Genomic DNA, 25,740 nt, shown 5'->3' on the forward strand with positions numbered 1-25,740 from the left:
TTTGTCAGCTTTTTTTCATAATCGTAAATAACTTTTCTGTATAAGGGCTTAAAAATATTCCTGTTTCATCTAGTGACTTCCTCACTTTTAGAAACGAATGCAATTCTGGATATATATTTTGCAATTTTTCGTACGTTAACGTATGCATTTTCCCCCAATGTGGGCGCCCTTCATACTTTAGAAAAATTTTCTCCACTTCACCAAAATAAGCGGCATACTTCATACCTTTATACATATGAACAGCTATATACGCTGAATCTCTTCCATATGCTGGACTGAGCCATATATCATCACCTCTCACGTAGCGGCATTCAATCGGGAAGTGCACCTTATACTTTTTCTTTTCAATAAGATTTGAAATTTCTTCTACAACAGCTCTCATATACTTTGAAGGGACACTGTACTCCATTTCATAAAATGGAACTGTACGTGATGTAGCGAACACTTCATAGCTTGGTCCAATTATTTTCGTGTTCGGTACAGCCTTAGCTGATAATCGGCTTACTCCTTTACTTATAGAAGGAAACCATTTACACCCTTTAGATAATAAAGAGAACATCCTATTTTCAAGTAACTCCACCTTTAGTTTATGCCATTTCAAATCACTTTCTTTACTCGTTGTTTCGTTTGTAAATTTCACTTGTACTTCATCTGAATAAGGAAAAACGAAAAATTCAAAATGACGATTCTTCTTATATTCTTCTAGTTTGTTCATTACAGTAGACAATGATTGTTTTTCACTTTCATAAACAAGCGAGTACGCTGGGATAACCTTCAATTTTATCTTTACAATGATACCTAGCATTCCAAGCGACAACTGAAATGCTTTCCAATATTCAGCGTTCTCGGCTTCTGAACAAACTATACTCTCACCTGTTGATAAAACTGCCGTGATCTCTATAACTTGTGTTGATAAACTCCCAAATGTAACACCCGTCCCATGAGTCCCCGTACTAATCGCTCCTGCAATAGATTGTGAATCAATATCCCCTAAATTTTCTTGCGCATAACCTTTTTCCTGAAGTAACTTCCCTAAATCATGTAGCTTTGTTCCCGCCCATACTTCGGCAACCTTCTTCTCTGCATCAATATTCACAATGCCCTTCAATTCATCTAAAGAAACTAAAATTTCTTCCGTTTGCACAAGAGGTGTAAACGAATGACCTGAACCGACAACACGAATTTTCTTTCCTTTTTTTCGTGCAAGCCCCACAACTTCTACTACATCTTGTATACTTTTTGGATACATCGTATAATGCGGCGTTCCTTCTACATTCCCTGTCCAATTTCTCCATTTTTGTCCCTTTATAGAAAGCATTGTCCATCCCCCCGATATGTTGAATACTCTCCAACAATTTCCCCTTGTTTAATGCGATACAAAATAGGAAAACGCTCACATAACTCCCCAGCTTTACTATGACGAAACAAGATAGAATCTCCTATATCCACTCGTTCCTCGCCGTTATAAAAAATTGGCGTTTGCACTTCACCAGCACCTTCTAAAGCTAATAGTTTTGCACCATGCGGCATCCAAACCTCAGGCTCTTTATCTTTACCAACTGCACCTGAGGCAATATATCCGCCACCTAGGCAAGTATAAATAAAAGGATCCGGTTTACGTACAACTGGTAAAGCAAATCCGGCAGCTGGCTGAAATTTTACTTCTTTATAATAATCAAACAGTTTAGGAGAGTAAAAGGCGGATCCTACAGTCATCTCCGTAACTGCGTTATCTTGCTCAGTTGTTTTTATACTTCCCGTTCCTCCCCCATTTACAAATCTTAGTTCACTACCAAGGTTTTGTATTTCTTTTACGATACGTCCTCTTCTTTCTTTAACCTCTAACACTGATTTCTTCTTTAAATACGAAACAGCTTTACTTTTCATCCATTGATTCGGTATATGATCCCCCACCCCGGCAATTTGAGCTTCATATCCCATTACACCATCTAGTATTAAATATGATGAGCCCTTCACCTTTTCTACTATTTTCAAAGCGCTCTGCACATCTTTTACCGGGGATCTTTTTACACCAAAATGAATTTTTAAAAAACGACTACTCATATCAATATCCAAACAAACGCGAAAACACCCTTTAGACTTCTCAGCAATCTTTTCTAAATAAGTAATATGGTCTTCACAATCCACCATACAAGTTATAATGTGCCCTTGCTTTGTTAGCAAACTAATTTCATGTAAAGCTCTTTCATCATAAACAGGATATCCGAGCAATAAATCATTAAATCCTTGTTCAATTAAAAACAAAGCTTCTCTAGGAGAAAAACACATAATACCTTGAAACCGATTATTTGCAGCTAAAATCTTTTTCATAACTGGAACAGAGCGTAATGATTTACTCGCTATACGAATTTTCTTATCTCCACTTAACTCTATAATCGATTGAATATTCCTCTCTAAAGCCACTTCATCTAAAAATGCACACGGTAATGGAACTTCCTTAAAAATTCCTCTATCCACATTTTTCTCTCCTCTTCTATATATGTCTTATACATATTGGAAAGAAAAAATGATTTTCCTGTTTTCAAATAAAAAAAGTTTCTTCTTCACGAAGAAACTTTTTTAAGACTACTCTACTTCATAGAAATAGTCGCCTCTACTGGATAATGATCAGAATAATCATCATACGTATATTTTTTGAACCATGATGTAACAGACCACTTTGGAGATTTCACTTGTAATACGTTATTCTCTACGAATGATGGATTCGCATGATCTTTACTCGCAATAATATAATCTAAATGTTCAGCAGGTGCATCTGGATAATTGTATTTCGCAATACTGTTTGTCGTCGCATCCCAAGTTGCTGTATGTCCTATATAAGATGGAACAGACGCATGTAATGTTTTAAACATCGATGCATACTCTGAATTGCTATTATTCTCAGCATTTATTTTATTTACATTCATATCACCACCAATTAACACATACTCGTTATTTGGTATATTTTTATTTTTAATAAACTCTTGAATTTCTCGTAGCTGTTTTGTACGTACAGATGCTGGCGAAGTATTTCCACACATACTATCTTCAGCTTGTAAATGAGTCCCAATCACATGTACAAAACGATCATTTTTCTTAACTTTTGTGTATACAAATCCTTTATTTGATAAGTTATCTGGTCCACAGCCTTTTTCAAATAAATATTGAATCTTTTCAACAATTGGCCATTTACTCACAATCGCTACACCTCCATCTTCAGGAGTCGAAGATGAATAATTTCCTAACGTCTTATCCCACTCACTTCCACTACTACGACCTAATACTGCCGTTTGATTTGGATATTCTTTCTTCAAATTTCCTAATAAGCGATTTGAAGCACTATTATCAAACACTTCATTTAATATAACAACATCCTGATTCTTTATATAATCTGCCGCTCCAATTAAATCAGCACGCTCATTTTGTCCCCAGTTCGGATATAAGTTTGTTGATAGCATGTACACATTATGCGTCATCACTTTCAAAGTATTATTTTGATTTGTAGACGTTTCTGCTTGAGCTGAAGATCCTCCGTATAAAACTCCTAAACCAATCCCAAAGCTAAGTACACCTTTTAGCAATTTACTTTTCACAATTCATATCCTCCGTTTACTGTATAGTGATAAAAAGGCCAAATACTCTATTCTGAGATTTGACCTTTCTCCAATACTTAACGATTTCCGTACGTATCAAACCAAAGCTGAATGTATCCAGCAGTTACACGTTGCGCTTCCATTAATCGCTTACCAGTCATTGGTGTAACTTCAGCGCGCCATTTGTCGGCATAACTTTGTGATACAGCAGCTTGCACGAACCAACTTTTCGTATTACTATTTACGATACTAGGGAAATCTTGTTTCGCAGCTACCGCAGCACCATGAATCCAATCTTCAGGGTTTATACCTTTCCAATTCCAATATCCATTTCCGTCCGTTACTTTGTAATTATCTTTTATCGTATCTACAAAGTTTTCATATTTAGAATGGAATCCTTGTGGATAAGAAATATTCGTAAAGTTTGCTGCATGCATCGGTTGATTTACATCCCCTAAATAATGAAGAGATAACCCTAAATAGAAGAATGCTTGTTTCATATCTTTATTTTTATAAGATTCACCAGCTAATTTAAAATACTTAGCTCCAGTTTCCTTCGCTTGCTTTGCAAGTGGAATGTATGTACTTCCATCGTCTGGATCATAGAAATGTGACGCAAATGTACTATTGTCATAATAAGGATTTTCATAATCAGCAGAATAAATGCCATTTTCTAAATCTGTGCGCCATTCATTTAATAGCGCTACTTCATCTTGTCTTACAAGTGTTGTATTACGAGACATAATATCAATAGCACGGTTTACAATCCATAAATGAGAATTTACACCTTCTGAGTGTTTATCTTCCGCAGACCAATACTGAGTAATAATCGCTCTACTTTCTTCATTCTTTTCATGTGCAAAAGCTACATTTTGTAATGGCGCTACTAACGTAATAGCTGCTGCTAAAGCAAGTACTTTCTTTTTCATCTGAAATCCTCCATTTTATAATAGAATTATTGTAAAGATTTTTGTTAGGATCCTACGATGTCTTACGGTTAACCTATGACTAGAATATCCCACCTTTCGTGAAAATTCTATCAATAAATTAAAATATGCAGATGTTCATATCATTATAACTTTATACATAGTGAATATAATGAATGAATGCTCTTATATTGTAATAAAGTATTGTTAATCTACTGCAAATGATTGTCTAAACTAATGTAAAAAAAGAGTAAAGCATCCACATGCTTTACTCTTTTTTTCTATTCGATAATATACTTGGCAGCTGTACATTAACTGCCAATTTATGAATAAATCCAAATACTAGTCCAATCCCAATAAATATGTATAAGATTGTAAATACCTTTCCGAAATCAGTTTGCGGACTAAAATTCCCATCACCGACAGTCGTCAACGTGACCACACTAAAATATAAAGCATCAAGAGGACGTAATCCTTCAACTGTACTATAAAAAATCGTACCAGATGTTAATGTTAAAAATGTTAATACGAATAATACTTGAAATTCTTTATCTTTCCACGCTCGTAAACAAGCTTTTAACATCCGTTTCAATGTCAACATAAATGAAAGCATTAGACTTCCCCTTCCAAACAAAATACCTTTAGTTAAAGGAAAGTCTATCACCTTTCTGTATAGAAAAAAAGTAGCCCTCTTCTATTTCTAGAAAAGGGCTACTTTTTACTATTCTCTATTATTTAGGTGAAACAAGAATTTTCACTTGTGTTTTATCTTTTACAAGTGCTTCAAATCCTTCTTCAACAACTTGATCCACTGTGATTTTTTTCGTAATTAATTTCTCTGCTTGAATTTGGCCAGAGCTAATTAATTTAATAACAGCTGGGAAGATATGACGGTATCCAAGAATACCGATAACTTCTTTTTCTTTTAGTACAAGGTTGTTTGGCGTAATTGTCGCATCTTTTTCCCACACACTAACAATTACAGTTTGTCCTTCAAAACTTGTACTTTCAATCGCTTGACGAAGTACTACTTCGACACCTGTTACTTCAAAGCTCACATTTACACCTAAACCATTTGTTAAGTTACGAATTTCTGCTAGTACATCTTGAGTTGCTGGATTTAATACGTAATCAGCACCTGCTAATTTAGCTACCTCTTGACGTTCTTTAGAAAGTTCCACTGCGATAACAGGAGTTGCTCCTGCTGCTTTTGCTGCTTGGATTACAAGAAGCCCAATCGGACCACAACCAAATACCGCTACAGCTTCTCCCTCTTTTAATTTACTTTGACGTACTGCATGAACTGCTACTGCTGCTGGTTCTACAAGTGCACCTTGTTCATACGTCATTTCATCAGGAATATGGTGGACCATATCTTCTGGTACTACTGTATATTCAGAGAAACCGCCGCCTTCTCCACCAAGACCGTGGAAAACAAGTTGTTCACAAACATTGTAATGTCCGTGTTTACAAGCTTCACATTTACCACAAGAATAAATTGGTTCTACAACGACGCGATCTCCCACTTTATGAGAAGTAACGCCTTCACCGATTTCAACTACCTCACCACTAAACTCATGACCTAAAATAACCGGTGCTTTTACGTGTGTTAATGGGTGCTCTTCTGTTGGAATAAAAATAGGTCCTGCTAAATATTCATGCAAGTCTGTTCCGCAGATACCACACCATTTAACTTTAATCTTAACTGCTCCTGGTCTTACAGTTGGTTCTGGTACTTCTTCTACTCGTACATCACGTTGATTATGCCAAAGTAGTGCTTTCATTTTATACATCCCTCTCTACGTATATACTTAACCTGGTGAAGTTTACAAATCTATTATAATACTTCTATCCATATATTTCAAAAAAACAATCTCATTTCCACTAAATTTTAACAAATAACGTTCAATATTTTGTCACTTTGTACTTTTTTCCACATCTGTTAATGCTAATTTCATTGCGGTTGAAATTAGCATTATGCCATAATAGCATAGGAGAGGTGAATATCGCTTGAAATATTTTATTTACTTTATTGTTATCGTAGCGTTTTTAGATACATTTTCACAATTACCTATTATGAGTACTTTCGCTCAAAGTCTTGGAGGAACCCCTCTTGTTATCGGGCTAGTTATCGGTATGTACTCATTCGCTAATATGATCGGTAATATTATCGCTGGAGCCGCTGTCGATAAATTTGGTGCAAAAAAAATCCTTTATATAAGCATGGGAATTACGAGTTTCATAGTCTTGTTATACACCGTTGTTCAAAGTGGTGAACAACTATTAGTTGTGCGCTTTATGCACGGTTTTAGTGACGGATTTTTAATTCCTGCTGCCTTTACGTTTTTATCAAAGCAAACGAATTCAGCAAGGCAGGGTAAAGCAATGGCTCTATCTGGTGCCGCTGTTGGAACAGCTGCAATCGTAGGACCTGCTTTCAGCGGCATTATGAAAGCAACAGCTGGTATAGAGTGGGTGTTCATTACTATTTCTATTTTAATGGTCCTTGGTACAATCGTATCTCTATTCTTCTTACCAAATAACGTATCAAGAAAAGATACATCAAGAACACAAATGATGAACAAAGAAGATATGATGGAACTATTGAAATCAGAACCGTTATTACAAGCATATATTGGTGCTTTCACACTAATGTTTTCACAAGGGATTGTCACTTATATGTTACCAGTAAAAGTTGAGGCATTAGCACTTAAAGCATCTACAACAGGCATGATGTTAAGTGTATTCGGCATTACCGCTATCCTCTTCTTCTTACTGCCAACAAATCGCATTTACGATCGATTTAATCGTTCCAAACTAATGCTAATCGGGATTGCAGTAATGGCACTAGCGTTATCTTTACTCGGATTATTTACAACAAAAGGCATGCTCTTTATCGTTATGATGATTTATGGAATTGGATTCGCTATCCTCTTCCCAGCAATTAATGCTTTACTTGTTGAAAATACAACAGATAGTAACCGAGGGAAAGCATTCGGATTGTTTTATGCATTCTTCTCGTTAGGAGTTGTTGCTGGCTCCTTTACAGTCGGAGCAATCGGGGCATCGCCTAGCGTCAGCTTCGTTATCGGAACTGCATTCTTGTTAACATTTGCTGGAATGATTTTTGTAAGAAGCAAAGTAAAAAAGACAATGATGGGTTAATTCCATCATTGTCTTTTTTTAAAATGCATATTGATATAATCCGTAATATAACGGAAAAGTTGGGATAATGCCAATTAATTTAAATACAAAAGGTAATGGCTCATCTTTCTCTTCATATAATCGTAAAACAAAAACTGCAGTTAACGTCCAAATGATGCTAAATACGAAGATGCATTGCCAAACGATCGGCGTCAATATTTGTACATCAAAAACAAATCCAAATAGTCCTATCCATGTAATAATAGACACTACAAAATCAAACTTTTGAATCGGTGTTTGAAACATCCCTCTCACTAGCGAAGTAATAGCTAATATCGCTACAATTACCAAATAAATTTTCCACAACATAATGATAATCTCCTATTCAATTCAACTTTTAACTTTCAATAAACCATATTTAATGAATAATATGGCATTATATTTTTCATAGAAATAATACAACGGATAACAAAATAAGAAGAAAATAAGTACGGTTGGTACATTGTCTATAATAGAAAAATGTTTTACTAGCAATTCTTTAATACTCTCTCCAATAATAATAAACAGTGGGATAACACAGATTGCCGCTAATATTAAACATGGTGTTATCCTCATTTCTTTCAGCTTCACCTTACAATGCGGACACCTTAATGAAAAAGGATGTGGGATGTCGATAATATGTTGTGCAGTAATATTCTCTTCACATTGTGGACATGCAATTGTTTCTTTCATTTGTCCCCCCTCCTTTCTACTCATCAAAAAAGAGTTCTATTAAATAGAACTCTTTTTATTGCCTAATATATATTACTTTTGTATATAACCAAATATCAATGTAAATAAACTTGCATATAAAAGCAATACTACTTTCTCCTTTTAAAAAAGAAAATGAATAAATATCGACGATACTTCGACAATTTCCTCGGAAATATTTCTTTTCCACACATAATTTGATACACTACATATGGATAAACACTTGTATTACATAAGCTAAAATAATAACTTAATGTACAAATAAAAGGGCACACTCTTCATATGAAGAGTGTGCTTTTATTTTATCCCGCATTAACGTCTAATCCAAACAGCACCTGCAGACTTATCATCTGCTTGTCCAACAACTTGGAATTTAAGGCCAAGGTTTGGAACTTTGCGTCCTGCGTCAGCAATTTGCTTATTACTGTATACCTTTGAATCATCAAACGTTGTAACACCTTGTAATCCAGTATAATTAAACTGTCCTCGTGTAAATGAATTTACACTCCATGAAGGTGTTTGATCAAATGAAAATGCAGCATCTGCAATTTGAATTCCAGTATTACCGTATGCTGGTTTCCCACCTAAATTTCCAACAATCGCTTCTGGATGAGAATCTACAACACCAAGGAAGCCTTCACCTGGATGTAACCCAACCCAGTTATCTTTGAAACTATCATCTGCATACCAAACGACAAGACCTGTATTATATACCGGACCTTTTCCCGCTTTTAATCCATTATCTGATCCAGCATAGTTTCTCCACTCTAGATAATAATAATGAGGTTTCTGTTCTGTCCCATCAGAAACAACGAATCCATTTAACTTCATTTTAGACTGTCCTTCTGCGTCATCTGAAAATACTACTTGTCCATCAACTGTTACATTTACATTATCCATTGCGAAACCTTTATATGTTAAAGCTGGATCTGTAATATAGTCGAATTGTAGTTTAACTCTCTTCCCTTTAAATTGACTTAAATCATATGATTTATCAATCCATTTTCCATCTGTTGTATCTTTATTTTCTTGGACTATGTTTTCTCCCAATCTATCAATTAATGTTTTCGTTCCATCTTCAGTTACAGCATGTACTTCGATGAAATCACACTCTGCTTCTAGTTCATAATTCGCTTTATAATCAAATTTCGCATTTGTTCCTTTTGTTAAATCAAAGAATGGTGTTTCTAATGTCGTATGCATATCATCTCCTCTTGTACTATAATATGCATGCTTTCCAAACTCCGGTTTAATTGTTTCAACACTTTTACCTGGTAAGTTAACACGTACGACACCTGGACGATTGGATTTCGTAACACTTTGATCAATATATGTAGGAACGCCTACACCACTCTTAATTTTATCGTAATCTACTTCTAAAATTTTCGCCCAGTTTCCACCCATATTCTTTTGTAAGAAATCTTTATTTTGTGGTGAAAAACTAGTTGGCTCTGTTCCTGCGATTTTTCCTGTCCAGCTACCTCCACTCATTAATGACCAAGCTTCGACAGGTGATCCCATTCCAGTATAATTCGTATCATACTCATCTGGTAAACCAAGGTCATGTCCAAATTCATGTGCAAACACACCTACTGCACCGTCTTCTGGTTCAATTGTGTAATCATGAGCCGCTACTTTTCCACCAAAGTAATCTACCTTTGATTTTGTACCTTCAATCGCTACTGGATCTGTTGCTAATTTTGAACGATGTGACCAAATCGCATCATCACCTAATTTACCGCCACCAGCTTCTTGACCAACACCAGCATGGATTACCATTAAATGATCAATTACACCGTCAGATTCATTTTGATTACCATCACCATTTGTATCATATCTGTCAAATTGATCAAATTGAGATAAATCTAATCCTTTATCCGCTGCAGCTTTTAATGCTTCTTTCACTAAATCACGCGCACCTTTTGGTCCTTTATTATCGTGACCGCTACTACCATCAGCACCATAATCAGCGGCTTTACCTGGAACAGTTAACCACTCTGTTACATATCCGTCTGTCGTATAACTACCACCAGACTGTTCTTCATAATATTGCTTAAATGTTTTTACTTTCGAACCATCAAACAATGTGTAAGGCTCATTACCAAATAACATTTTTTGATAATGCTCTCTACTAAAGTCTTTCGAATACATATAACCTGGTGTTTGCTCAATATTATTATGTTTATAATCACTAAATTCAACGAGTAACACTAACACTTTATCATTGCGGACAGGTCCACTATATGGAGCTTGTTTCGCCTTAGAAGTTGGAACTTTCCCATCTAATTGCTTTTTATTTGGCTCTGGCTTTTGCTCAGGGCTAACATTTTTTTCAGCTTTCTTTACTTTTTCCTTTTCTTCCATCTTCTTCTCTTTTACCTTTTTCACGAAATCAGATGCTTCTTGATTCGCATCGGGAAGAATCTCTTTATTCGCCTGATCCCCTTGTTTCTTTTCAATATATTGTTCTACGGCCTTTTTTGTCTCTTCTTTAGACGATGCTGGATTAATTGTTCCTCTTTCTTTCAGCGCTTCCGCTAAACGATCTTCTTGAATTAAGTTATGATCAATTGGCGTTGTAGACACACCTTCTTTTGCTGACGTTTCTGCATATGCTAACGGAGCACTCATTACAGCTGAGCATCCGATGAGTGTTGCGATCGTTAATGATGACAACACTTTAAATAGCGCTTTTTTTCTCATTTTAATCATCCCCTTGTATCAATCTTAAACTTCAGATAAAAATATGTAATCTATCCTCCCTTGTATAATAAAAGACATGATTCTATAAGAAATAAGCTTTCTGTTATAGAATCATGCCCTCCAGTTTTCTGGTCAGACCCTCTATCTTTTTATGTCGAAATGTGAAAAATAAAGAGTGATTTGTATATATTAAATAGCTTATATTAAAAATTTAAAAGACAATATGCAAAATTGCATGAAAATTCTTTCAAACGAAAAAAGAACCCAAGTTAATTAAACTTGGGTTCTCCATTTCGTATTATTTCTCTTGTGTTTTTTCCCAATCAGCTAAGAATTTCTCAATTCCTTGATCTGTTAATGGGTGCTTCACTAATGAAGCGATTACGTTTGCTGGAATTGTTGCAATATGTGAACCGTTTAATGCTGCTTCTGTTACGTGAACACTGTGACGTACAGATGCTGCAATGATTTCTGTTTCAATGCCGTGAATTGCAAAGATTTCTGCGATTTGGCGAATTAAGTCCATACCGTTATGACCGATATCATCTAGGCGACCTAAGAACGGTGAAACGTATGTCGCACCAGCGCGAGCTGCAAGTAATGCTTGCACTGCTGAGAATACTAATGTAACGTTTGTACGAATTCCTAAATCTGAGAATGCTTTTACTGCTTTTAAGCCTTCTGTTGTCATTGGAACTTTTACAACAACATTTGGAGCGATTTTTGCTAACTCTTTTCCTTCTTCAATCATTTTATCAGCTTCTAAGCTAATTACTTCTGCGCTTACAGGTCCTTCAATAAAGCTGCAAATTTCACGAATACGCTCATGGAAATCTACGCCTTCTTTTGCTACAAGTGATGGGTTTGTCGTTACTCCAGCTACTACGCCTAATGCATTTGCCTCTTTAATTTCGTTAATGTTTGCTGTATCAATAAAAAATTTCATTTGTTATTCTTCCTTCCTAATTTTCATTTTATATTTATTTATTTTTTCTTAATAAGCTCTAATTCAATCGGAATAAATTTGTCCACTTTTTTACCTTGTGTTATCTCTTTTGCTGTTTCCATCGCCTTCTCTCCGATTAATTCCGGTTTTTGAGCGACTGTTGCTGCCATACGCCCATCTTTAACCGCTTTTACAGCATCATCCGTTGCATCAAATCCAACAACGACTACATCCGTTTTACCAGCAGATTTTAATGCCTCAATTGCGCCTAATGCCATTTCATCATTATGAGCAAATACCGCTTTAATATCGCTATTTGCTTGCAAAATATTTTCCATAACGGATAACCCTTTTGCACGATCGAAATCAGCTGCTTGTTTTGCTACTACTTTTAAAGACTTATCAGCTACGTTATGGAATCCTTTCCCACGCTCACGAGCAGCAGACGATCCAGGTATTCCTTCTAACTCAGCGACATTTGTTCCTTCACCAACTACTTCCCGAATGTAATCACTAGCCATTTGACCACCTTCTACATTGTTGGAAGCTATGTGAGAAACAACTTTACCTGAATTTGCAACTCGGTCTACTGTAATAACAGGAACATTGGCCGCATTGGCTGCACTTACCGCTGAAGCAACAGCATCTGAGTCGGTTGGATTAATAACAATTACATCGACACCTTTTTGAATTAAATCTTCAACATCGTTTGTTTGCTTCGCTGCATCATTTTGTGCATCAACAGCAATTAATTCAATGCCGCTATCTTTTGCTTTCTTTTCTGCACCTTTTTTCAACGTGACGAAAAATGGATTATTTAAAGTTGAAACAGAAAATCCAACTTTAATAGTTTTATTTCGACCTTTATCGCTAGAATCCTTTGCCCATTCTGGTGGCTCCATTGAACAACCAGCAGTAACTACCATGATGCATGCAACGAGTATCAGTAACCATTTTTTCATGAATTGCCCCTCCATTACGCTTCTTTTCGACGATCAATTAGTACAGCTAGTAAGATTACAAGTCCTTTTACAACTTGTTGGAAGAAAGAAGATACACCTAATAAATTTAAACCGTTATTTAGTACACCAATAATAAGCACACCGATGAATGTACCAACAATCCATCCTCTTCCACCTGAAAGACTCGTTCCTCCTAACACAACTGCAGCAATTGCATCCAATTCGTAAGAAGTACCAGCAGTCGGCTGTGCAGAATCTAACCTTGATGTTAAGACAATACCTGCAAGCGCTGCCAAAATTCCGGAAAGACCGTAAATCATTACTTTAATTCTCGTAACATTAATACCTGATAAAGCTGCCGCTTCTTCATTTCCACCAATCGCAAACGTACGGCGACCAAACGTTGTTTTCTTTAAAATAAAGTACAGTACTGCAAAAGCGATCATCATTGTAACGGCTGGCACAGGAATACCAAGGAAATAACCACGGCCAAACATTTGGAACATTAAATGATCACCAAGACCAGTGATCGGACGTCCGTCCATATAAACAAGCGTCAACCCACGAAAAATAGTCATTGTTGCTAAAGTTGCAATAAACGGAGCTACTTTTCCCTTCGCAATAATGATACCGTTTACAATCCCCATTGCAAGACCTGCTAATAATCCAACTGCCATTGCAAGGAACGGATCCATGCCACTTGCCATCATTCCGGCAACAAGTGCACTTGATAATGCTAAAATAGAACCTACCGATAAGTCAATACCCCCTGTTAAAATAACGAAGGTCATTCCAAATGCAATGAGTGCATTAATCGATACTTGGCGCAGTATATTAAATAAATTTGGAATTTCAATAAATGCTGGATTTAAAGCTGTAATTACTACGATAATTAATACTAATCCGATTAAAGAACCAAGTTGTTGTAATACATTCCCCTTCTTAGCCATATCTTACTCTCCCCCTGTAGCTAGTGCCATAATAGACTCTTGCGATGCCTGATCTTTCTCTAAAATACCACCGATTTTCCCTTCATGAATGACGAGAACACGATCACTCATTCCTAAAACTTCTGGAAGCTCAGACGATACCATAATAACGGAATCTCCTTGCTCGGTAAGCTTATTCATAATAGAGTAAATTTCTTTTTTAGCCCCAACATCTACACCTCTCGTTGGTTCATCTAAAATGAGTAACTGCGGATGAATACCTAACCATTTTGCAATTACAATCTTTTGCTGATTTCCACCCGAAAGAGATTTTACAGCTTGCTCTCCGTTTGCTGCTTTCACATTAAGAAGCTTCATCATATCCTCTGTAAATTGCCGTTCTAAACCTTTATTAACAACGCTTCCCTTTGAAAGACTTTCTAAATTTGGTAAAGCTAAATTTTCACGAATCGAAAAATCTAACACAAGCCCTTCAGATTTTCTATCCTCTGTAATAAAGGCAATTCGTTGTCTAATCGCATCAATTGGACTATCAATTTTTACTTCTTGTCCATTCATAAAAATCTTTCCTGAATCGAGCGGTTCATATCCAAATATTGCTTTCATGATATCCGTGCGACCAGCTCCCATCAAGCCCGCAACACCAAGGATTTCACCTTTTCTAACTTGAAACGAAACATTTTCAAATTTCCCCTTTTTCGTTCCGTTACGCATTTCAAAAATCACTTCGCCAATTTGACTATTTCGCTCTGGATAACGTTGACCAATACTGCGCCCCACCATCATGCTAACTACTTCATCAAATGATGTTTCCGGAATTAATCTCTTCCCTACATATTCTCCATCACGCAAAATCGTAATGGCATCACATATTGAAAAAATTTCTTCCATCCGGTGTGAAATATAAACGAATGAAACGCCCTCTTTACGTAATTTATTAATAACAATAAACAGCGTTTCAATTTCGCGATCTGTTAATGCTGCTGTAGGTTCATCCATAATAATAACGCTCGCCTTTGTCATTAATGCTTTAGCAATTTCAATAATTTGCTGTTGTCCAACAGATAATTCACCTGCTAGCATAGCGCCTCTCACATGTAGACCAAGATCTGCTAATTGTTGCTGGGCAATCGCATTCATTTGACGCGTACGTAAAATGCCCGTTTTCCCATACATTAACTCTTTGCCAAGAAACATATTTTCAGCTACCGTTAAATTCGGTAATATGTTCAACTCTTGATGGATAAATGCAATACCATACTCTTCAGCTTCTTTCGCATTTTTAAAAGTTCGTTCTTTCCCATCAATCATGACTGTTCCACTGTCTTTTTTATATACACCTGTTAAAATCTTCATGAGCGTCGATTTCCCCGCTCCATTTTCCCCCATCAATGCATGGACTTCTCCTGTTTCAATCATAAACTGTGCGTTTTTTAGAACAGGATTACCACTGAACGCTTTTGAAATGTTCTTCATTTCAATATGCATTCTCATCACATCCCTCTATTAAAAAATCACGCCTGCATGTAAAATAACATTCGCATAAGGCGTTGCTTCTCCTGTACGAATAATCGCCTTCGCTCTCTTTGTATGCTCTTTAAATTCCTTATGAGACACATATTCAAATGCTGGCTCTATTAATCGCATCTCAATTTCTTTATTTACCTCTGCATTATTCATAATAACTTCTTCTGCTAACGTCACTTTTTCAATTGCCATATCATCAGCAACAACTTGTAATACGTCTAAAAAACTAGGTTTTCCGATTTCAACTGCTAAATCAATCCGTTTTACTCCATCAGGAATAGGTAACCCGCAGTCTGCAATTACAATCGTATCTGTATGTCCAAGTGAAGCAAGGACCGCCGCAATTTCACTATTTAATACACCGTGTTTTTTCATCCGACAATCACCTGCACTTCACGTACTCTATCTCTCGTTGGCATACCGCCCTGTGCCCCAAGTTTCGTTACAGAAAGACCACCAGCAATGTTCGCAAAACGAATTGCTTTTTGAAGTATTTCTCCTTCAGAAAGTGCAACTGCTAGCGCGCCGTTAAATGTATCACCAGCTCCAGTCGTATCTACTACGTCTACAGCAATACTTGGAACTTGAACAACTTCCGTTCCGTTATGGAAACGAACACCGTTAGACCCTTCCGTCATCAATAGCTTATTTGGATATTTCGCAAGTAACTCTTCAATTGGTGATGTGAAATCATTTAATACGATGCGACATTCATGTTCATTCGGCGTAATATAAGTCGCTTTTTCTAAAATATCTTCTGATAAGATTTGTGCTGGAGCCGGATTCAACATAACTGGAATTTTATGCTCCTCACAAATAGCTAGAACGTATTTTACTGTTTCAAGCGGAATCTCTAGTTGAAGAACAACCATATCTGCTTTTACAAGAAGGTCTTTTGAACGATCTACAATCGACTCATTTACAAGAGCATTTGCTCCTTGTACGACAACAATACTGTTATCCTCTTCTGCTAAAACGATATGAGCGATTCCTGTCGTCCTATCTGTAACCGGTACCACATAGTCGATAAAAATGCGTTCGTTCTCCAAATTTTTTCTAACTACTGTTCCGTAATCATCATTTCCTACTGCACCAACCATCGCTACATTTGCTCCTAATCTAGCTGCAGCAACTGCTTGGTTGGCCCCTTTTCCACCTGGGATCGTATGAAACGCTTCACCAATTACCGTTTCTCCTGCTTTCGGCCGTATTTTTGAAACAGCCACTAAGTCCATTGAAATGCTACCTACTACTGCAATATTTGGCATCTGTCTCATCTCCTTACTTCGTTGTATTTCTTTCTATAATTTCAATCGGTAAACGATAGTGTTTCTCTTCTAATGGATTTCCTTCCATCTGCTCTAACAACAATTCTGTTGCAATTTTCCCCATCTCATAAATTGGCTGTGCAACAGTTGTAATAGATGGATACATCATTTCTGTTAAAGAAATTCCATCGAATCCGATAATTTGTAAATCGTTTGGAATAGAAATTCCCTTTTGAAGTGCAGCCTTTACAACGCCAATTGCAATTAAATCATTCCCAGCAACAATTCCATCAATATGCGGATATTCTTCTAATAATTCCACCGCTACCCGTTCACTATTAGCTGGATCGAATGTACTCTCTGCAATCATATAAGAAAGATTATTTTGCGTAATAACGTCTACAAAACCTTCAAAACGTTCATTGGCTGTACTCACATCACGAGGTCCACGAATATGTGCAATATGCTTACACCCTTTGTCTATTAATAACTTTGTCGCCGCCTGACTCCCTGCATAGTTATCTGCATATACAGTAGGAATGCGCTCATTAAACATACGGTCAATCGCAACAACTGGAATAGACAAATTCATGTAATTAACACTATTTTGTGGATTCGTTGCTACAATAAATCCGTCCACATTATTTTGTCTAAGCACATCAATGTATTGCTTCTCTTTTTCTAAATTTTCATCAGAGTTACAAAGTACAACTGTGTAACCTTGCTTATGTGCTACATCTTCTACAGCACGTGCAACTTCCGGAAAGAATGGATTCACGATATTTGGAACAACTAAGCCAATTAAACGAGACTTTTTATTATATAAAGAACGCGCTACTGTACTAGGTTTATAATCTAGCATTTCAATTGCTCGCTCTACTTTTTTTAATGTATCCTCATGAACATATCCATTTTTATTTAACACTCTGGAAACGGTCGCAACAGATACCCCTGCTAATTTTGCAACGTCTTTAATCGTACTCATTCTCTTTTCTCCTCACTTCATGTAACCGTTTACAGAAAATAATATAACGCATTTATAAAAATACGTCAATCATTTCTAACTAAAAAGCTTTTAAGGTTATACTCAAAAAAAGCATCGCCTTATGGCGATGCTTTTTTATTACGAATATGATACAGTTTTTTCCTTTTCTTCTACAGCAGGCTCTTCAGCACCTTTTTTACGATCAGACAGTTTAATTTTCTGTAAGAAAATCGTAAAGATAGCACCTACTACGATAAATACCAATCCTGTTAAGAATACAGTATGAAGTGAGTCCACTAAAGAGCCTTTCAAAATTGGTACGATGCTATTAGAAAATGCTTCTGGCATTTGTTTTAATGCCTCTGGACTAAATAGCATAGAATATAAACTTTGTGGATCTGTATGAATCATATCTTTAAATTTTGTTACCATTTGTCCCGCTTCTTTTGGGAATGTGTCTAATACAGGTACTAATTTATTTGTTAACGTTGTGCCTGAAGTGTTATTCATAATTGATCCTAAAATTGTAATCCCAAACGTTCCACCGATTTGACGGAAGAATTGACTTGATGATGTTACAACGCCAAGATCTTTTTTCGGGAAGCTTTCTTGTAATGCTAATGTTAATATCGGCATAACAAGACCCATTCCTAAACCGATAACCATCATATAAGAAGTAGCGGTAAGCTTAGTTGTGTGCATATCCATCGTTGTTAATAACCAGAAACCACTAGCCATAATAAGCATCCCTGTAATAATTTGTGGTTTCACACCAATTTTTAATACAAGCTGACCACCAATAATACTCATAACGATCATTGTAATCATCATCGGTGTCATAATCGTTCCTGATTCAGCAGCACTTACGCCTACAATTCCTTGCATAAAGAACGGTACGAACATAATTGCTCCAAACATTCCGATACTCATAAAGAAACCGATCGCATTCAGTAGTGTAAATGTGCGGTTTTTAAAGAAGTGCATTGGTAAAATTGGTTCTTCAGCCTTCGTTTCAACGATAACAAAGCTAACAATACCAATGGCAGCTAGTGCAAATAACCCGATAATTTGCCAAGAACCCCATGCATAATCTTTCCCGCCAAATGTTAACGCAAGTAATAAACTTACAACACCGAGAATCATCGTGAAGATTCCAGCGATATCAATTTTAATTGGTCCTGTTTGTTTATGTGCTTTTAATCCCATTGCAATGAAGATTGTCGCTAAAATACCAACTGGTAAGTTAATATAGAATACCCATCTCCAGTTCACTGCGTCTACAATCCAACCACCAACTTGTGGTCCAATTACAGAGGCAAGACCGTATAGAGCTCCAAAAATACCTTGCCATTTAGCACGTTCTTTTCCCGTGAACATATCTCCGATAATAATCATAGCCATTGGCATCATAATACCGCCACCAAGACCTTGAATACCACGGAAAATAATTAATTCTGTCATACCGTTTGCCATACCACATAACGCTGAACCAACCATAAAGATAATTAATCCTGCTATATATACGTTACGACGCCCAAGTAAATCCGCTAATTTACCTGCAATCGGTACAACCGTTGTTGATGTTAACATGTAAGCTGTTGTTAACCATGTCATTAAACTTAATCCACCTAGTTCACCGACGATACGCGGCATTGCTGTACCAACGATTGTTCCGTCCAATGCAGCAAATAGCATTGCGATTACTAAACCGATTAACAACAACTTTCTATTCTGATTTTCTTGTTGCTCCATGTAATCTCCTCAATTCCTCTTAGTTTTTCTCTTTTTTCTCTTTTTTCTCTTTTTTCTCTGGTTTCCCACAAATAATTGTTTCTAGCTTTTCAAAGAGGCGCAACAAATCTTCCCTCTCTTGTAATTCTAAGTGTGAGAAATATTTTGCAATATGCTCATTACGAGCCGCCATCGCTTCTTCTACTGTAGCTTTCCCCTTCTTCGTTAGCTCAATGACAACAACGCGGCGATCATTATCGTCGTGATAGCGCTCTACTAACCCATGATCAATTAAACGATCAGTCATTACTGTAATCGCACTCGGTTTCACGTACATTTTCTCCGCCAATTGTGTCGCTCTTGAAGCTCCGTAATGATCTAAAATCTTTAAAATATAAAACTGCGGTGGTGTAAGTCCTGATGCTTGCATTTGTTCTAATAGCTCTGTTTGCATTTTCTTTCCTATAGCGAATGTAAGAGCTTGAATCTTATCAATATGAGTCATATCATTTGGCATGTTATCCACCTCTTATTTAAGCAATAAAATATTTAACGTATTTAAATATTAATCCCACAAACAAAATACGTCAACAACTTTCTTTATAAAAACGTTTACATTATTGTCACAAAGTTGTATAATTTTCGTCGAAGTTAATATTGACAGTCACGGAGAATCGGAGTATATGGCTATGAATCATAAAAAAGGGAACTTTTTTATATTTCATAGCCTTTTTGTATTCTCTCTGTCTTAAAACGCTTCCAATTAATTAGGGGAGGATTTTCATTTTATGTTTTTCACACAATTATTTAAACCTGCGCCCCACGCAGAACGCTTACCAGCTGATCGCACTGATAGCGAATACCGCAAATTGCGTTTGCAAGTATTCTTAGGCATCTTCATCGGTTATGCGGGTTACTACTTTGTTCGAAAAAACTTTTCACTCGCAATGCCATACTTAATCGAACAAGGCTTTAGTAAAGGGGAACTTGGGGTTATCCTTTCAGCAGTATCTATCGCTTACGGATTAAGTAAATTTCTTATGGGTATCGTATCCGATCGTTGTAATCCTCGCTACTTTTTAGCAGCTGGGCTATTTTTATCCGGTATCATTAATATTATTTTCGGCTCATTTTCTTTCATTACAACGAGCATTATACTTATGTTTGTACTTCAGTTTTTAAATGGATGGGTACAAGGTATGGGTTGGCCTCCTTGTGGCCGTACGATGGTTCACTGGTTCTCCGTTAGTGAACGTGGTACAAAAATGTCTATTTGGAACGTCGCTCATAATGTCGGCGGCGCGCTTATGCCCTCTCTCGTTACATTAGGCTTATATTTCTTTGCAAATGACTGGAAAAGTATATTTTACTTCCCAGGTATTCTTTCAATTTTAGTGGGGATTTATGTATTAATTACGATGAGAGATACACCTCAATCTTGCGGATTACCTTCTATTGAAGAACATACTGGGGAATATCCATCAGATGAAAAAGTAGCGGACCGTGAACGCGAACTTTCGGTAAAGGAAATTTTATTTACATACATATTAAACAATAAGTTTTTATGGTACATCGCTATCGCTAACGTTTTTGTTTATTTCGTTCGTTACGGCGTTGTAGACTGGGCTCCTACTTATTTAGTAGAAGAAAAAAGCTTTACTCATAGTAGCTCACGTACAGCTTATGCTCTATACGAATGGGCTGGTATTCCAGGTACACTTCTTTGCGGATGGATGAGTGATAAACTATTTAAAGGGCGCCGCGCACCTGCTGGTATTCTATTTATGGTCGGTGTATTCATTGCCGTTCTTGTTTACTGGCTAAATCCTGCTGGGCATCCAATCATTGATAGTATCGCACTTGTTTCCATTGGATTTTTAATTTACGGACCTGTTATGCTAATTGGTCTTCACGCGCTTGACTTAGCACCCAAAAAAGCTGCTGGAACTGCCGCTGGGTTAACTGGGTTCTTCGGTTACCTAGGGGGAGCTACTTTTGCTAGCGCAGCTATGGGCTTTATTGTAGATGGATTCGGATGGGACGGCGGATTCATTTTGCTCCTTGCTTCTTGTGTGCTTGCAATGTTCTTCCTTGCTCTTACTTTAAATACAGGATCTACAAAACAAAAACAAGCTTAAACACTAATATTATACTTACAAAAAAAGAGAGACAGTTCTTTCCAGAACACCTCTCTTTTTTCTACATATAGTACTTTTTTATTACAAATAATTTATCAATCCAACCCATAATTGTGAGCGTTTTAAAAGGGTTTTTATCCTTATATTACTGCATCCCATCTCTATATAAAAAGATTTTTGAATATTTACTCTTGTCAAACATTGTCACTTTATATTAAAATAGCAACAACATACTAAATATTTAGTCTTTTCAGAAAAGATGGAGGGATAACCATGAAGAATCCACTTCTTCGCATTGAAAACTTACAGACTTCCTTTCGCATACAAGATCAATATCATGCAGCAGTTGATAACGTTTCGTTAACTGTCCATGAAAATGAAATTGTCGCGATAGTTGGTGAATCCGGTTGCGGAAAAAGTGCACTTGCCCTTTCCATTATGCGACTGCATAATGAAGCAAATACAAAATTACAAGGGCAACTTAACTATAGAGATAAGGATTTACTTACTATGTCGACCGCAGAGATGAATAAAGTACGCGGATCAAACATCGGTATGATTTTCCAGGAACCTCTTACAGCACTCGATCCTCTTATGACAGTTGGAAAACAAATCGAAGAAAACTTAGACTACCACACAAACCTTTCGAAAGCAGAAAAGAAAGAACGCACCTTAGAACTACTCCATCAAGTTGGTATTCCAAAACCAGAATTTACATATAAACAATACCCTCACGAATTATCTGGCGGAATGAGACAAAGAATTGTTATCGCGATTGCGATTGCTTGTAACCCAGCACTCATTATTGCGGATGAGCCAACAACGGCTCTTGACGTAACCATCCAAGCACAAATTTTAGACTTACTAAAATCTATTCAAGAACAAACGAAAATGGGCATCATTTTAATTACACATGATTTAAGCGTTGTTGCCGAAACAGCTGATCGTATTGTCGTTATGTATGCAGGACAAGTTGTAGAAACAGGAACAGTAGAAGAGATTTTTAATAACCCGCTTCACCCATATACTCGTTCTCTATTAAACTCAATTCCATCTGCGTATGCGGAAAAAGAAAAATTGCATGTAATTCAAGGCGTGGTTCCTTCGTTAGCGAAGCTTCCTCGCACTGGATGTCGATTCCAAGCTCGAATCCCTTGGGTTAGACCAGATCAACATGAGGAAAATCCTGTTTTACATGAAGTAAAACCAGACCATTGGGTACGTTGTACCTGCTATAAGCACTTCAACTTCCAACATAAGAAAGGAGATGACGTAACTCATGGCACTGCTTAAAGTAGAAGATTTAAAAGTACACTTTCCAATTAAAGGTGGTATTTTCGGTCGCACATTAGACTACGTACGTGCTGTTGATGGCGTAAGTTTTGAATTACAACCTGGTGAAACGTACGGAATCGTTGGTGAATCAGGTAGTGGTAAATCAACAACCGGTAAAGCAATTATGCACTTAACGAAAGCGACAGGCGGTAGCATTCATTTTAATAATAGAGATTTAACGAAATTAAGTCGCTCTGAGTTAAGAGAACAACGAAAAGATATTCAAATGATTTTCCAAGATCCATATTCATCTTTAAATCCAAAGAAACGCGTTATGGATATTATCGCTGAACCACTTCGGAATTTTGAGAAGCTCTCACCAGATGAAGAGCGTAGAGCTGTTCAAGATTATCTTGATAAAGTTGGGTTAAATCCTGAGTCTATTTATAAATACCCACATGAATTTTCCGGTGGACAAAGACAGCGGATTGGTATTGCACGCGCACTTACATTAAAACCAAAACTTATTATCGCGGATGAACCAGTATCTGCACTTGACGTGTCGGTACAAGCGCAAGTTTTAAACTTCTTACAAGATTTACAATCTGAACTAGGATTAACGTACCTATTCATAAGTCACGATTTAGGAGTAATTCGCCATATGTGTGACCGCATCGGTGTTATGTATCGCGGGCGCATTGTTGAAGAAGCAACTAGTGCAGAAATTTATAATAATCCACAGCACATCTATACGAAACGCCTAATATCAGCTATTCCTGATATTCGTCCAGAAAACCGCGAACAACAACGTAAATTACGTCGTGAAGTAAGTACGGAATACGAGAGATCCTACGAAAATTATTTCAATGAAAACGGTCGTGCTTACGATTTAAAAGCAATCTCGCCAACTCACCGGGTGGCATTACCATAAGGGAGTGATAAAACATGTGGAAATTTATATTACGCCGGGTTTTAGTAATGATACCGCAATTATTCATATTAAGTGTACTCGTCTTTACACTTGCTAAGGCAATGCCAGGTGATGCATTAAGTGGCGCTGAGCTAGCAAACCCAAAAGCGGATCCAAAAGTGATTGAAGAACAACGTGAGAAACTAGGTTTAAATGATCCTCTTCCTACTCAATATGTACACTGGATTTCAAATGCTGTACAAGGGGATTTCGGTATTTCTTATGCTCATAAATTGAAAGTAACAGATATTATTGGGGAACGTCTTGGCAATACAGTACTGTTAGCTCTTCTTATTCTTATTCTTACTTACTTAATTGCTATTCCACTTGGGGTTATAAGTGGACGTTGGAATGATACATGGGCTGATCGACTCATTACACTCTATAACTTTTTAGGATTCGGTACGCCACTCTTTATTTTTGGATTAGTAATGTTATTCTTATTCGGCTTTTTATATCCAATTTTCCCTACGAGTGGTAGCGTTGATCCACAAGTTGCAGCCGGATCATTTGATTACTATTTAAGTAAATTCAATCATATGATTTTACCAGCTTTATCTGGGGCATTAATTGGAACAGTAGGAACTGTACAATATTTACGAAGTGAAATTATTGATACGAAACATAAAGATTTTGTACGCACGGTAAAAGCAAAAGGTGTACCAGAATCTAAAGTATATTCCAGACATATTTTACGAAATTCATTTTTACCAATTGCAGCATTTTTAGGATATGAAATTACAGGTTTAGTTGGGGGCTCTATTATTCTAGAAAATATTTTCGGCTACCCAGGAATTGGACAACTATTTTTCCAATCTATCACTCAACGTGATTTCAGTGTCGTAACTGCTCTTGTATTATTTACTGGATTCGCAACGCTACTCGGGACTCTTCTTTCCGATATTATTCTAAGCATCGTTGATCCACGTATTCGTATTGATTAATGGAGGTGAAGAAACGTTATGTTAGCAAATCCTGAAAAACAAACTGAAGTCATTCATTACGAAAAGAGCCCTTCTGGTTTCTCCATTATGTGGCGAGAATTTCGTAAAGATAAACTAGCAATGTTTTCCCTATTCTTTTTAGCTTTAATATTAATAGCCGTTTATGCAACTTCATTTATTATGAAGCAAGAAGATATCGTCCGAGTTGATCTGTTTGCTATTTATGATCCTCCTTCTGCTGAACATTGGTTAGGAACTGATTATGGAGGCCGCGATATTTTCGGACAATTAATTATTGGTACACGTAACTCCTTTACAGTGGGTTTAGCCATCACTCTTTTAGCAACCCTTATTGGTCTTACGATGGGACTAATTGCTGGCTATTTTGGAGGTATTGTAGATAACATCATTATGCGTTTCATCGATTTCATGATGATTTTACCATTCTTAATGATTGTTATCGTGTTTATCTCACTCGTTCCAACTTTCAATATTACAACATTTATTCTCATAATGACCACCTTCTTATGGGTCGGAAAAGCAAGACTTATAAGATCTAAAGTATTGACTGAGAAGGAACTTGATTATGTATCTGCATCAAAAACGTTAGGAACACCAAATTGGAAGATAATCTTCCAGCAAATATTACCTAATTTAAGTTCTATTATCATCGTAAATATTACATTAAATCTTGCTGGTAACATCGGGATTGAATCTAGTTTAACTTACTTAGGTTTCGGTCTACCAGAGAGCACACCAAGTCTTGGTACACTTGTAAGTTACGCAACAAACCCAGATGTATTGCAAGAAAAGTGGTGGATTTGGTTACCCGCATCAATCATGATTTTAGTGTTGATGCTGTGTATAAATTTTATTGGTCAAGCGTTAAAGCGTGCGGCTGATGCGAGACAAAGAAAAGGATAAGGGG

The 25,740-nt window shown here is 36.7% G+C and carries 24 protein-coding genes; 6 read left to right on the forward strand and 18 right to left on the reverse strand.

Going from position 1 to position 25,740, the window contains the following annotated elements:
* Positions 1 to 4: 4 nt before the first annotated feature.
* From MR155_RS18600 to bdhA, 6 genes are all read right to left on the reverse strand, one after another.
* The gene (locus MR155_RS18600) at positions 5 to 1,318 is read right to left on the reverse strand and encodes a D-arabinono-1,4-lactone oxidase (protein ID WP_219300062.1); all 1,314 of its coding nucleotides are present in this window, start codon (positions 1,316 to 1,318) and stop codon (positions 5 to 7) included.
* Complete coding sequence (locus tag MR155_RS18605) at positions 1,306 to 2,478, reverse strand: amino acid deaminase/aldolase (RefSeq protein WP_242310818.1); 1,173 nt, start codon at positions 2,476 to 2,478, stop codon at positions 1,306 to 1,308. The genes MR155_RS18600 and MR155_RS18605 overlap by 13 nt, the downstream gene beginning before the upstream one ends.
* 113 nt (positions 2,479 to 2,591) lie before the next feature.
* Positions 2,592 to 3,593 carry a sphingomyelin phosphodiesterase gene (gene sph, locus MR155_RS18610; RefSeq protein ID WP_242310819.1) on the reverse strand — a complete coding sequence of 334 codons (1,002 nt, stop codon included), beginning with the start codon at positions 3,591 to 3,593 and terminating at the stop codon, positions 2,592 to 2,594.
* A gap of 77 nt (positions 3,594 to 3,670) precedes the next feature.
* The gene (gene cerA / locus MR155_RS18615; protein WP_242310820.1) at positions 3,671 to 4,522 is read right to left on the reverse strand and encodes a phospholipase CerA; all 852 of its coding nucleotides are present in this window, start codon (positions 4,520 to 4,522) and stop codon (positions 3,671 to 3,673) included.
* Between the two features lie 265 nt (positions 4,523 to 4,787).
* Positions 4,788 to 5,132, reverse strand: coding sequence for a potassium channel family protein (locus MR155_RS18620; RefSeq protein WP_000948239.1), 345 nt, complete (start codon positions 5,130 to 5,132; stop codon positions 4,788 to 4,790).
* 118 nt (positions 5,133 to 5,250) lie between these two features.
* The gene (gene bdhA, locus MR155_RS18625) at positions 5,251 to 6,303 is read right to left on the reverse strand and encodes a (R,R)-butanediol dehydrogenase (protein ID WP_242310821.1); all 1,053 of its coding nucleotides are present in this window, start codon (positions 6,301 to 6,303) and stop codon (positions 5,251 to 5,253) included.
* A gap of 226 nt (positions 6,304 to 6,529) precedes the next feature.
* Between bdhA and MR155_RS18630 the strand changes: the two genes are divergently transcribed.
* Positions 6,530 to 7,684 carry an MFS transporter gene (locus MR155_RS18630; protein ID WP_242310822.1) on the forward strand — a complete coding sequence of 385 codons (1,155 nt, stop codon included), beginning with the start codon at positions 6,530 to 6,532 and terminating at the stop codon, positions 7,682 to 7,684.
* Positions 7,685 to 7,702: 18 nt separating this feature from the next.
* Here the strand turns inward: MR155_RS18630 and MR155_RS18635 are convergent, their stop codons facing one another.
* The 12 genes from MR155_RS18635 to MR155_RS18690 all read right to left on the reverse strand — a co-directional run bounded on the left by MR155_RS18635 (position 7,703) and on the right by MR155_RS18690 (position 20,002).
* Positions 7,703 to 8,032 carry a hypothetical protein gene (locus tag MR155_RS18635; RefSeq protein ID WP_063225703.1) on the reverse strand — a complete coding sequence of 110 codons (330 nt, stop codon included), beginning with the start codon at positions 8,030 to 8,032 and terminating at the stop codon, positions 7,703 to 7,705.
* Between the two features lie 21 nt (positions 8,033 to 8,053).
* On the reverse strand, positions 8,054 to 8,395 hold the full coding sequence (locus MR155_RS18640) for a hypothetical protein (RefSeq protein ID WP_002029794.1): 342 nt from the start codon (positions 8,393 to 8,395) through the stop codon (positions 8,054 to 8,056).
* Between the two features lie 330 nt (positions 8,396 to 8,725).
* Positions 8,726 to 11,116, reverse strand: coding sequence for a M6 family metalloprotease immune inhibitor InhA2 (gene inhA2 / locus MR155_RS18645; protein ID WP_242310823.1), 2,391 nt, complete (start codon positions 11,114 to 11,116; stop codon positions 8,726 to 8,728).
* A 298-nt stretch (positions 11,117 to 11,414) separates the two neighbouring features.
* Positions 11,415 to 12,062 (reverse strand): fructose-6-phosphate aldolase, encoded by a 648-nt coding sequence (gene fsa / locus MR155_RS18650; protein WP_000667669.1) that lies wholly within the window; start codon positions 12,060 to 12,062, stop codon positions 11,415 to 11,417.
* Between the two features lie 38 nt (positions 12,063 to 12,100).
* Positions 12,101 to 13,024, reverse strand: a complete 924-nt coding sequence (gene rbsB, locus MR155_RS18655; protein WP_002090926.1) for a ribose ABC transporter substrate-binding protein RbsB — start codon at positions 13,022 to 13,024, stop codon at positions 12,101 to 12,103.
* Between the two features lie 14 nt (positions 13,025 to 13,038).
* Positions 13,039 to 13,974, reverse strand: coding sequence for an ABC transporter permease subunit (locus tag MR155_RS18660; RefSeq protein ID WP_001074640.1), 936 nt, complete (start codon positions 13,972 to 13,974; stop codon positions 13,039 to 13,041).
* A 3-nt stretch (positions 13,975 to 13,977) separates the two neighbouring features.
* Complete coding sequence (rbsA, locus tag MR155_RS18665; RefSeq protein ID WP_016093332.1) at positions 13,978 to 15,462, reverse strand: ribose ABC transporter ATP-binding protein RbsA; 1,485 nt, start codon at positions 15,460 to 15,462, stop codon at positions 13,978 to 13,980.
* Positions 15,463 to 15,480: 18 nt separating this feature from the next.
* A complete protein-coding gene (gene rbsD, locus MR155_RS18670; RefSeq protein WP_002090928.1) occupies positions 15,481 to 15,876 on the reverse strand; it encodes a D-ribose pyranase in 396 nt (131 codons plus the stop codon).
* A complete protein-coding gene (rbsK, locus tag MR155_RS18675; RefSeq protein WP_002134392.1) occupies positions 15,873 to 16,769 on the reverse strand; it encodes a ribokinase in 897 nt (298 codons plus the stop codon). The genes rbsD and rbsK overlap by 4 nt, the downstream gene beginning before the upstream one ends.
* A 13-nt stretch (positions 16,770 to 16,782) precedes the next feature.
* Positions 16,783 to 17,754, reverse strand: coding sequence for a ribose operon transcriptional repressor RbsR (gene rbsR, locus MR155_RS18680; protein ID WP_242310824.1), 972 nt, complete (start codon positions 17,752 to 17,754; stop codon positions 16,783 to 16,785).
* Positions 17,755 to 17,892: 138 nt separating this feature from the next.
* Entirely contained in the window at positions 17,893 to 19,506 is a 1,614-nt protein-coding gene (locus MR155_RS18685; RefSeq protein ID WP_242310825.1) for an MDR family MFS transporter, read from the reverse strand.
* Between the two features lie 19 nt (positions 19,507 to 19,525).
* Positions 19,526 to 20,002 carry a MarR family winged helix-turn-helix transcriptional regulator gene (locus tag MR155_RS18690; protein WP_078176722.1) on the reverse strand — a complete coding sequence of 159 codons (477 nt, stop codon included), beginning with the start codon at positions 20,000 to 20,002 and terminating at the stop codon, positions 19,526 to 19,528.
* 271 nt (positions 20,003 to 20,273) lie between these two features.
* On the opposite strand from MR155_RS18690, the gene glpT reads away from it, so the two are divergent.
* The 5 genes from glpT (at position 20,274) to MR155_RS18715 (ending at position 25,736) form a co-directional block, all read left to right on the forward strand.
* A complete protein-coding gene (gene glpT / locus MR155_RS18695; protein ID WP_002090935.1) occupies positions 20,274 to 21,623 on the forward strand; it encodes a glycerol-3-phosphate transporter in 1,350 nt (449 codons plus the stop codon).
* Between the two features lie 273 nt (positions 21,624 to 21,896).
* On the forward strand, positions 21,897 to 22,916 hold the full coding sequence (locus tag MR155_RS18700; protein ID WP_002188317.1) for an ABC transporter ATP-binding protein: 1,020 nt from the start codon (positions 21,897 to 21,899) through the stop codon (positions 22,914 to 22,916).
* Positions 22,903 to 23,829: an ABC transporter ATP-binding protein gene (locus MR155_RS18705; RefSeq protein WP_002204445.1), complete on the forward strand. Its 927-nt coding sequence runs from the start codon at positions 22,903 to 22,905 to the stop codon at positions 23,827 to 23,829. Before MR155_RS18700 ends, MR155_RS18705 begins: the two co-directional genes overlap by 14 nt.
* 14 nt (positions 23,830 to 23,843) lie before the next feature.
* Entirely contained in the window at positions 23,844 to 24,812 is a 969-nt protein-coding gene (gene opp4B, locus MR155_RS18710; RefSeq protein ID WP_002116173.1) for an oligopeptide ABC transporter permease, read from the forward strand.
* 18 nt (positions 24,813 to 24,830) lie between these two features.
* Entirely contained in the window at positions 24,831 to 25,736 is a 906-nt protein-coding gene (locus MR155_RS18715; RefSeq protein ID WP_016093335.1) for an ABC transporter permease, read from the forward strand.
* The last annotated feature ends 4 nt before the right edge of the window (positions 25,737 to 25,740 follow it).

The sequence above is a fragment of the Bacillus cereus group sp. BfR-BA-01331 genome (assembly GCF_022663915.1).
Taxonomy (GTDB): Bacteria; Bacillota; Bacilli; order Bacillales; family Bacillaceae_G; genus Bacillus_A; species Bacillus_A mycoides.

Bases quoted from the DNA above. Each gene is read 5' to 3' on its own strand.
- MR155_RS18600 (WP_219300062.1), bottom strand. From the start codon at position 1,318: ATGCTTTCTATAAAGGGACAAAAATGGAGAAATTGGACAGGGAATGTA.
- cerA (WP_242310820.1), bottom strand. From the start codon at position 4,522: ATGAAAAAGAAAGTACTTGCTTTAGCAGCAGCTATTACGTTAGTAGCG.
- MR155_RS18620 (WP_000948239.1), bottom strand. From the start codon at position 5,132: ATGCTTTCATTTATGTTGACATTGAAACGGATGTTAAAAGCTTGTTTA.
- bdhA (WP_242310821.1), bottom strand. From the start codon at position 6,303: ATGAAAGCACTACTTTGGCATAATCAACGTGATGTACGAGTAGAAGAA.
- MR155_RS18635 (WP_063225703.1), bottom strand. From the start codon at position 8,032: ATGTTGTGGAAAATTTATTTGGTAATTGTAGCGATATTAGCTATTACT.
- MR155_RS18640 (WP_002029794.1), bottom strand. From the start codon at position 8,395: ATGAAAGAAACAATTGCATGTCCACAATGTGAAGAGAATATTACTGCA.
- inhA2 (WP_242310823.1), bottom strand. From the start codon at position 11,116: ATGAGAAAAAAAGCGCTATTTAAAGTGTTGTCATCATTAACGATCGCA.
- fsa (WP_000667669.1), bottom strand. From the start codon at position 12,062: ATGAAATTTTTTATTGATACAGCAAACATTAACGAAATTAAAGAGGCA.
- rbsB (WP_002090926.1), bottom strand. From the start codon at position 13,024: ATGAAAAAATGGTTACTGATACTCGTTGCATGCATCATGGTAGTTACT.
- MR155_RS18660 (WP_001074640.1), bottom strand. From the start codon at position 13,974: ATGGCTAAGAAGGGGAATGTATTACAACAACTTGGTTCTTTAATCGGA.
- rbsA (WP_016093332.1), bottom strand. From the start codon at position 15,462: ATGCATATTGAAATGAAGAACATTTCAAAAGCGTTCAGTGGTAATCCT.
- rbsD (WP_002090928.1), bottom strand. From the start codon at position 15,876: ATGAAAAAACACGGTGTATTAAATAGTGAAATTGCGGCGGTCCTTGCT.
- rbsK (WP_002134392.1), bottom strand. From the start codon at position 16,769: ATGCCAAATATTGCAGTAGTAGGTAGCATTTCAATGGACTTAGTGGCT.
- rbsR (WP_242310824.1), bottom strand. From the start codon at position 17,754: ATGAGTACGATTAAAGACGTTGCAAAATTAGCAGGGGTATCTGTTGCG.
- MR155_RS18685 (WP_242310825.1), bottom strand. From the start codon at position 19,506: ATGGAGCAACAAGAAAATCAGAATAGAAAGTTGTTGTTAATCGGTTTA.
- MR155_RS18690 (WP_078176722.1), bottom strand. From the start codon at position 20,002: ATGCCAAATGATATGACTCATATTGATAAGATTCAAGCTCTTACATTC.
- glpT (WP_002090935.1), top strand. From the start codon at position 20,274: ATGTTTTTCACACAATTATTTAAACCTGCGCCCCACGCAGAACGCTTA.
- MR155_RS18700 (WP_002188317.1), top strand. From the start codon at position 21,897: ATGAAGAATCCACTTCTTCGCATTGAAAACTTACAGACTTCCTTTCGC.
- MR155_RS18705 (WP_002204445.1), top strand. From the start codon at position 22,903: ATGGCACTGCTTAAAGTAGAAGATTTAAAAGTACACTTTCCAATTAAA.
- opp4B (WP_002116173.1), top strand. From the start codon at position 23,844: ATGTGGAAATTTATATTACGCCGGGTTTTAGTAATGATACCGCAATTA.
- MR155_RS18715 (WP_016093335.1), top strand. From the start codon at position 24,831: ATGTTAGCAAATCCTGAAAAACAAACTGAAGTCATTCATTACGAAAAG.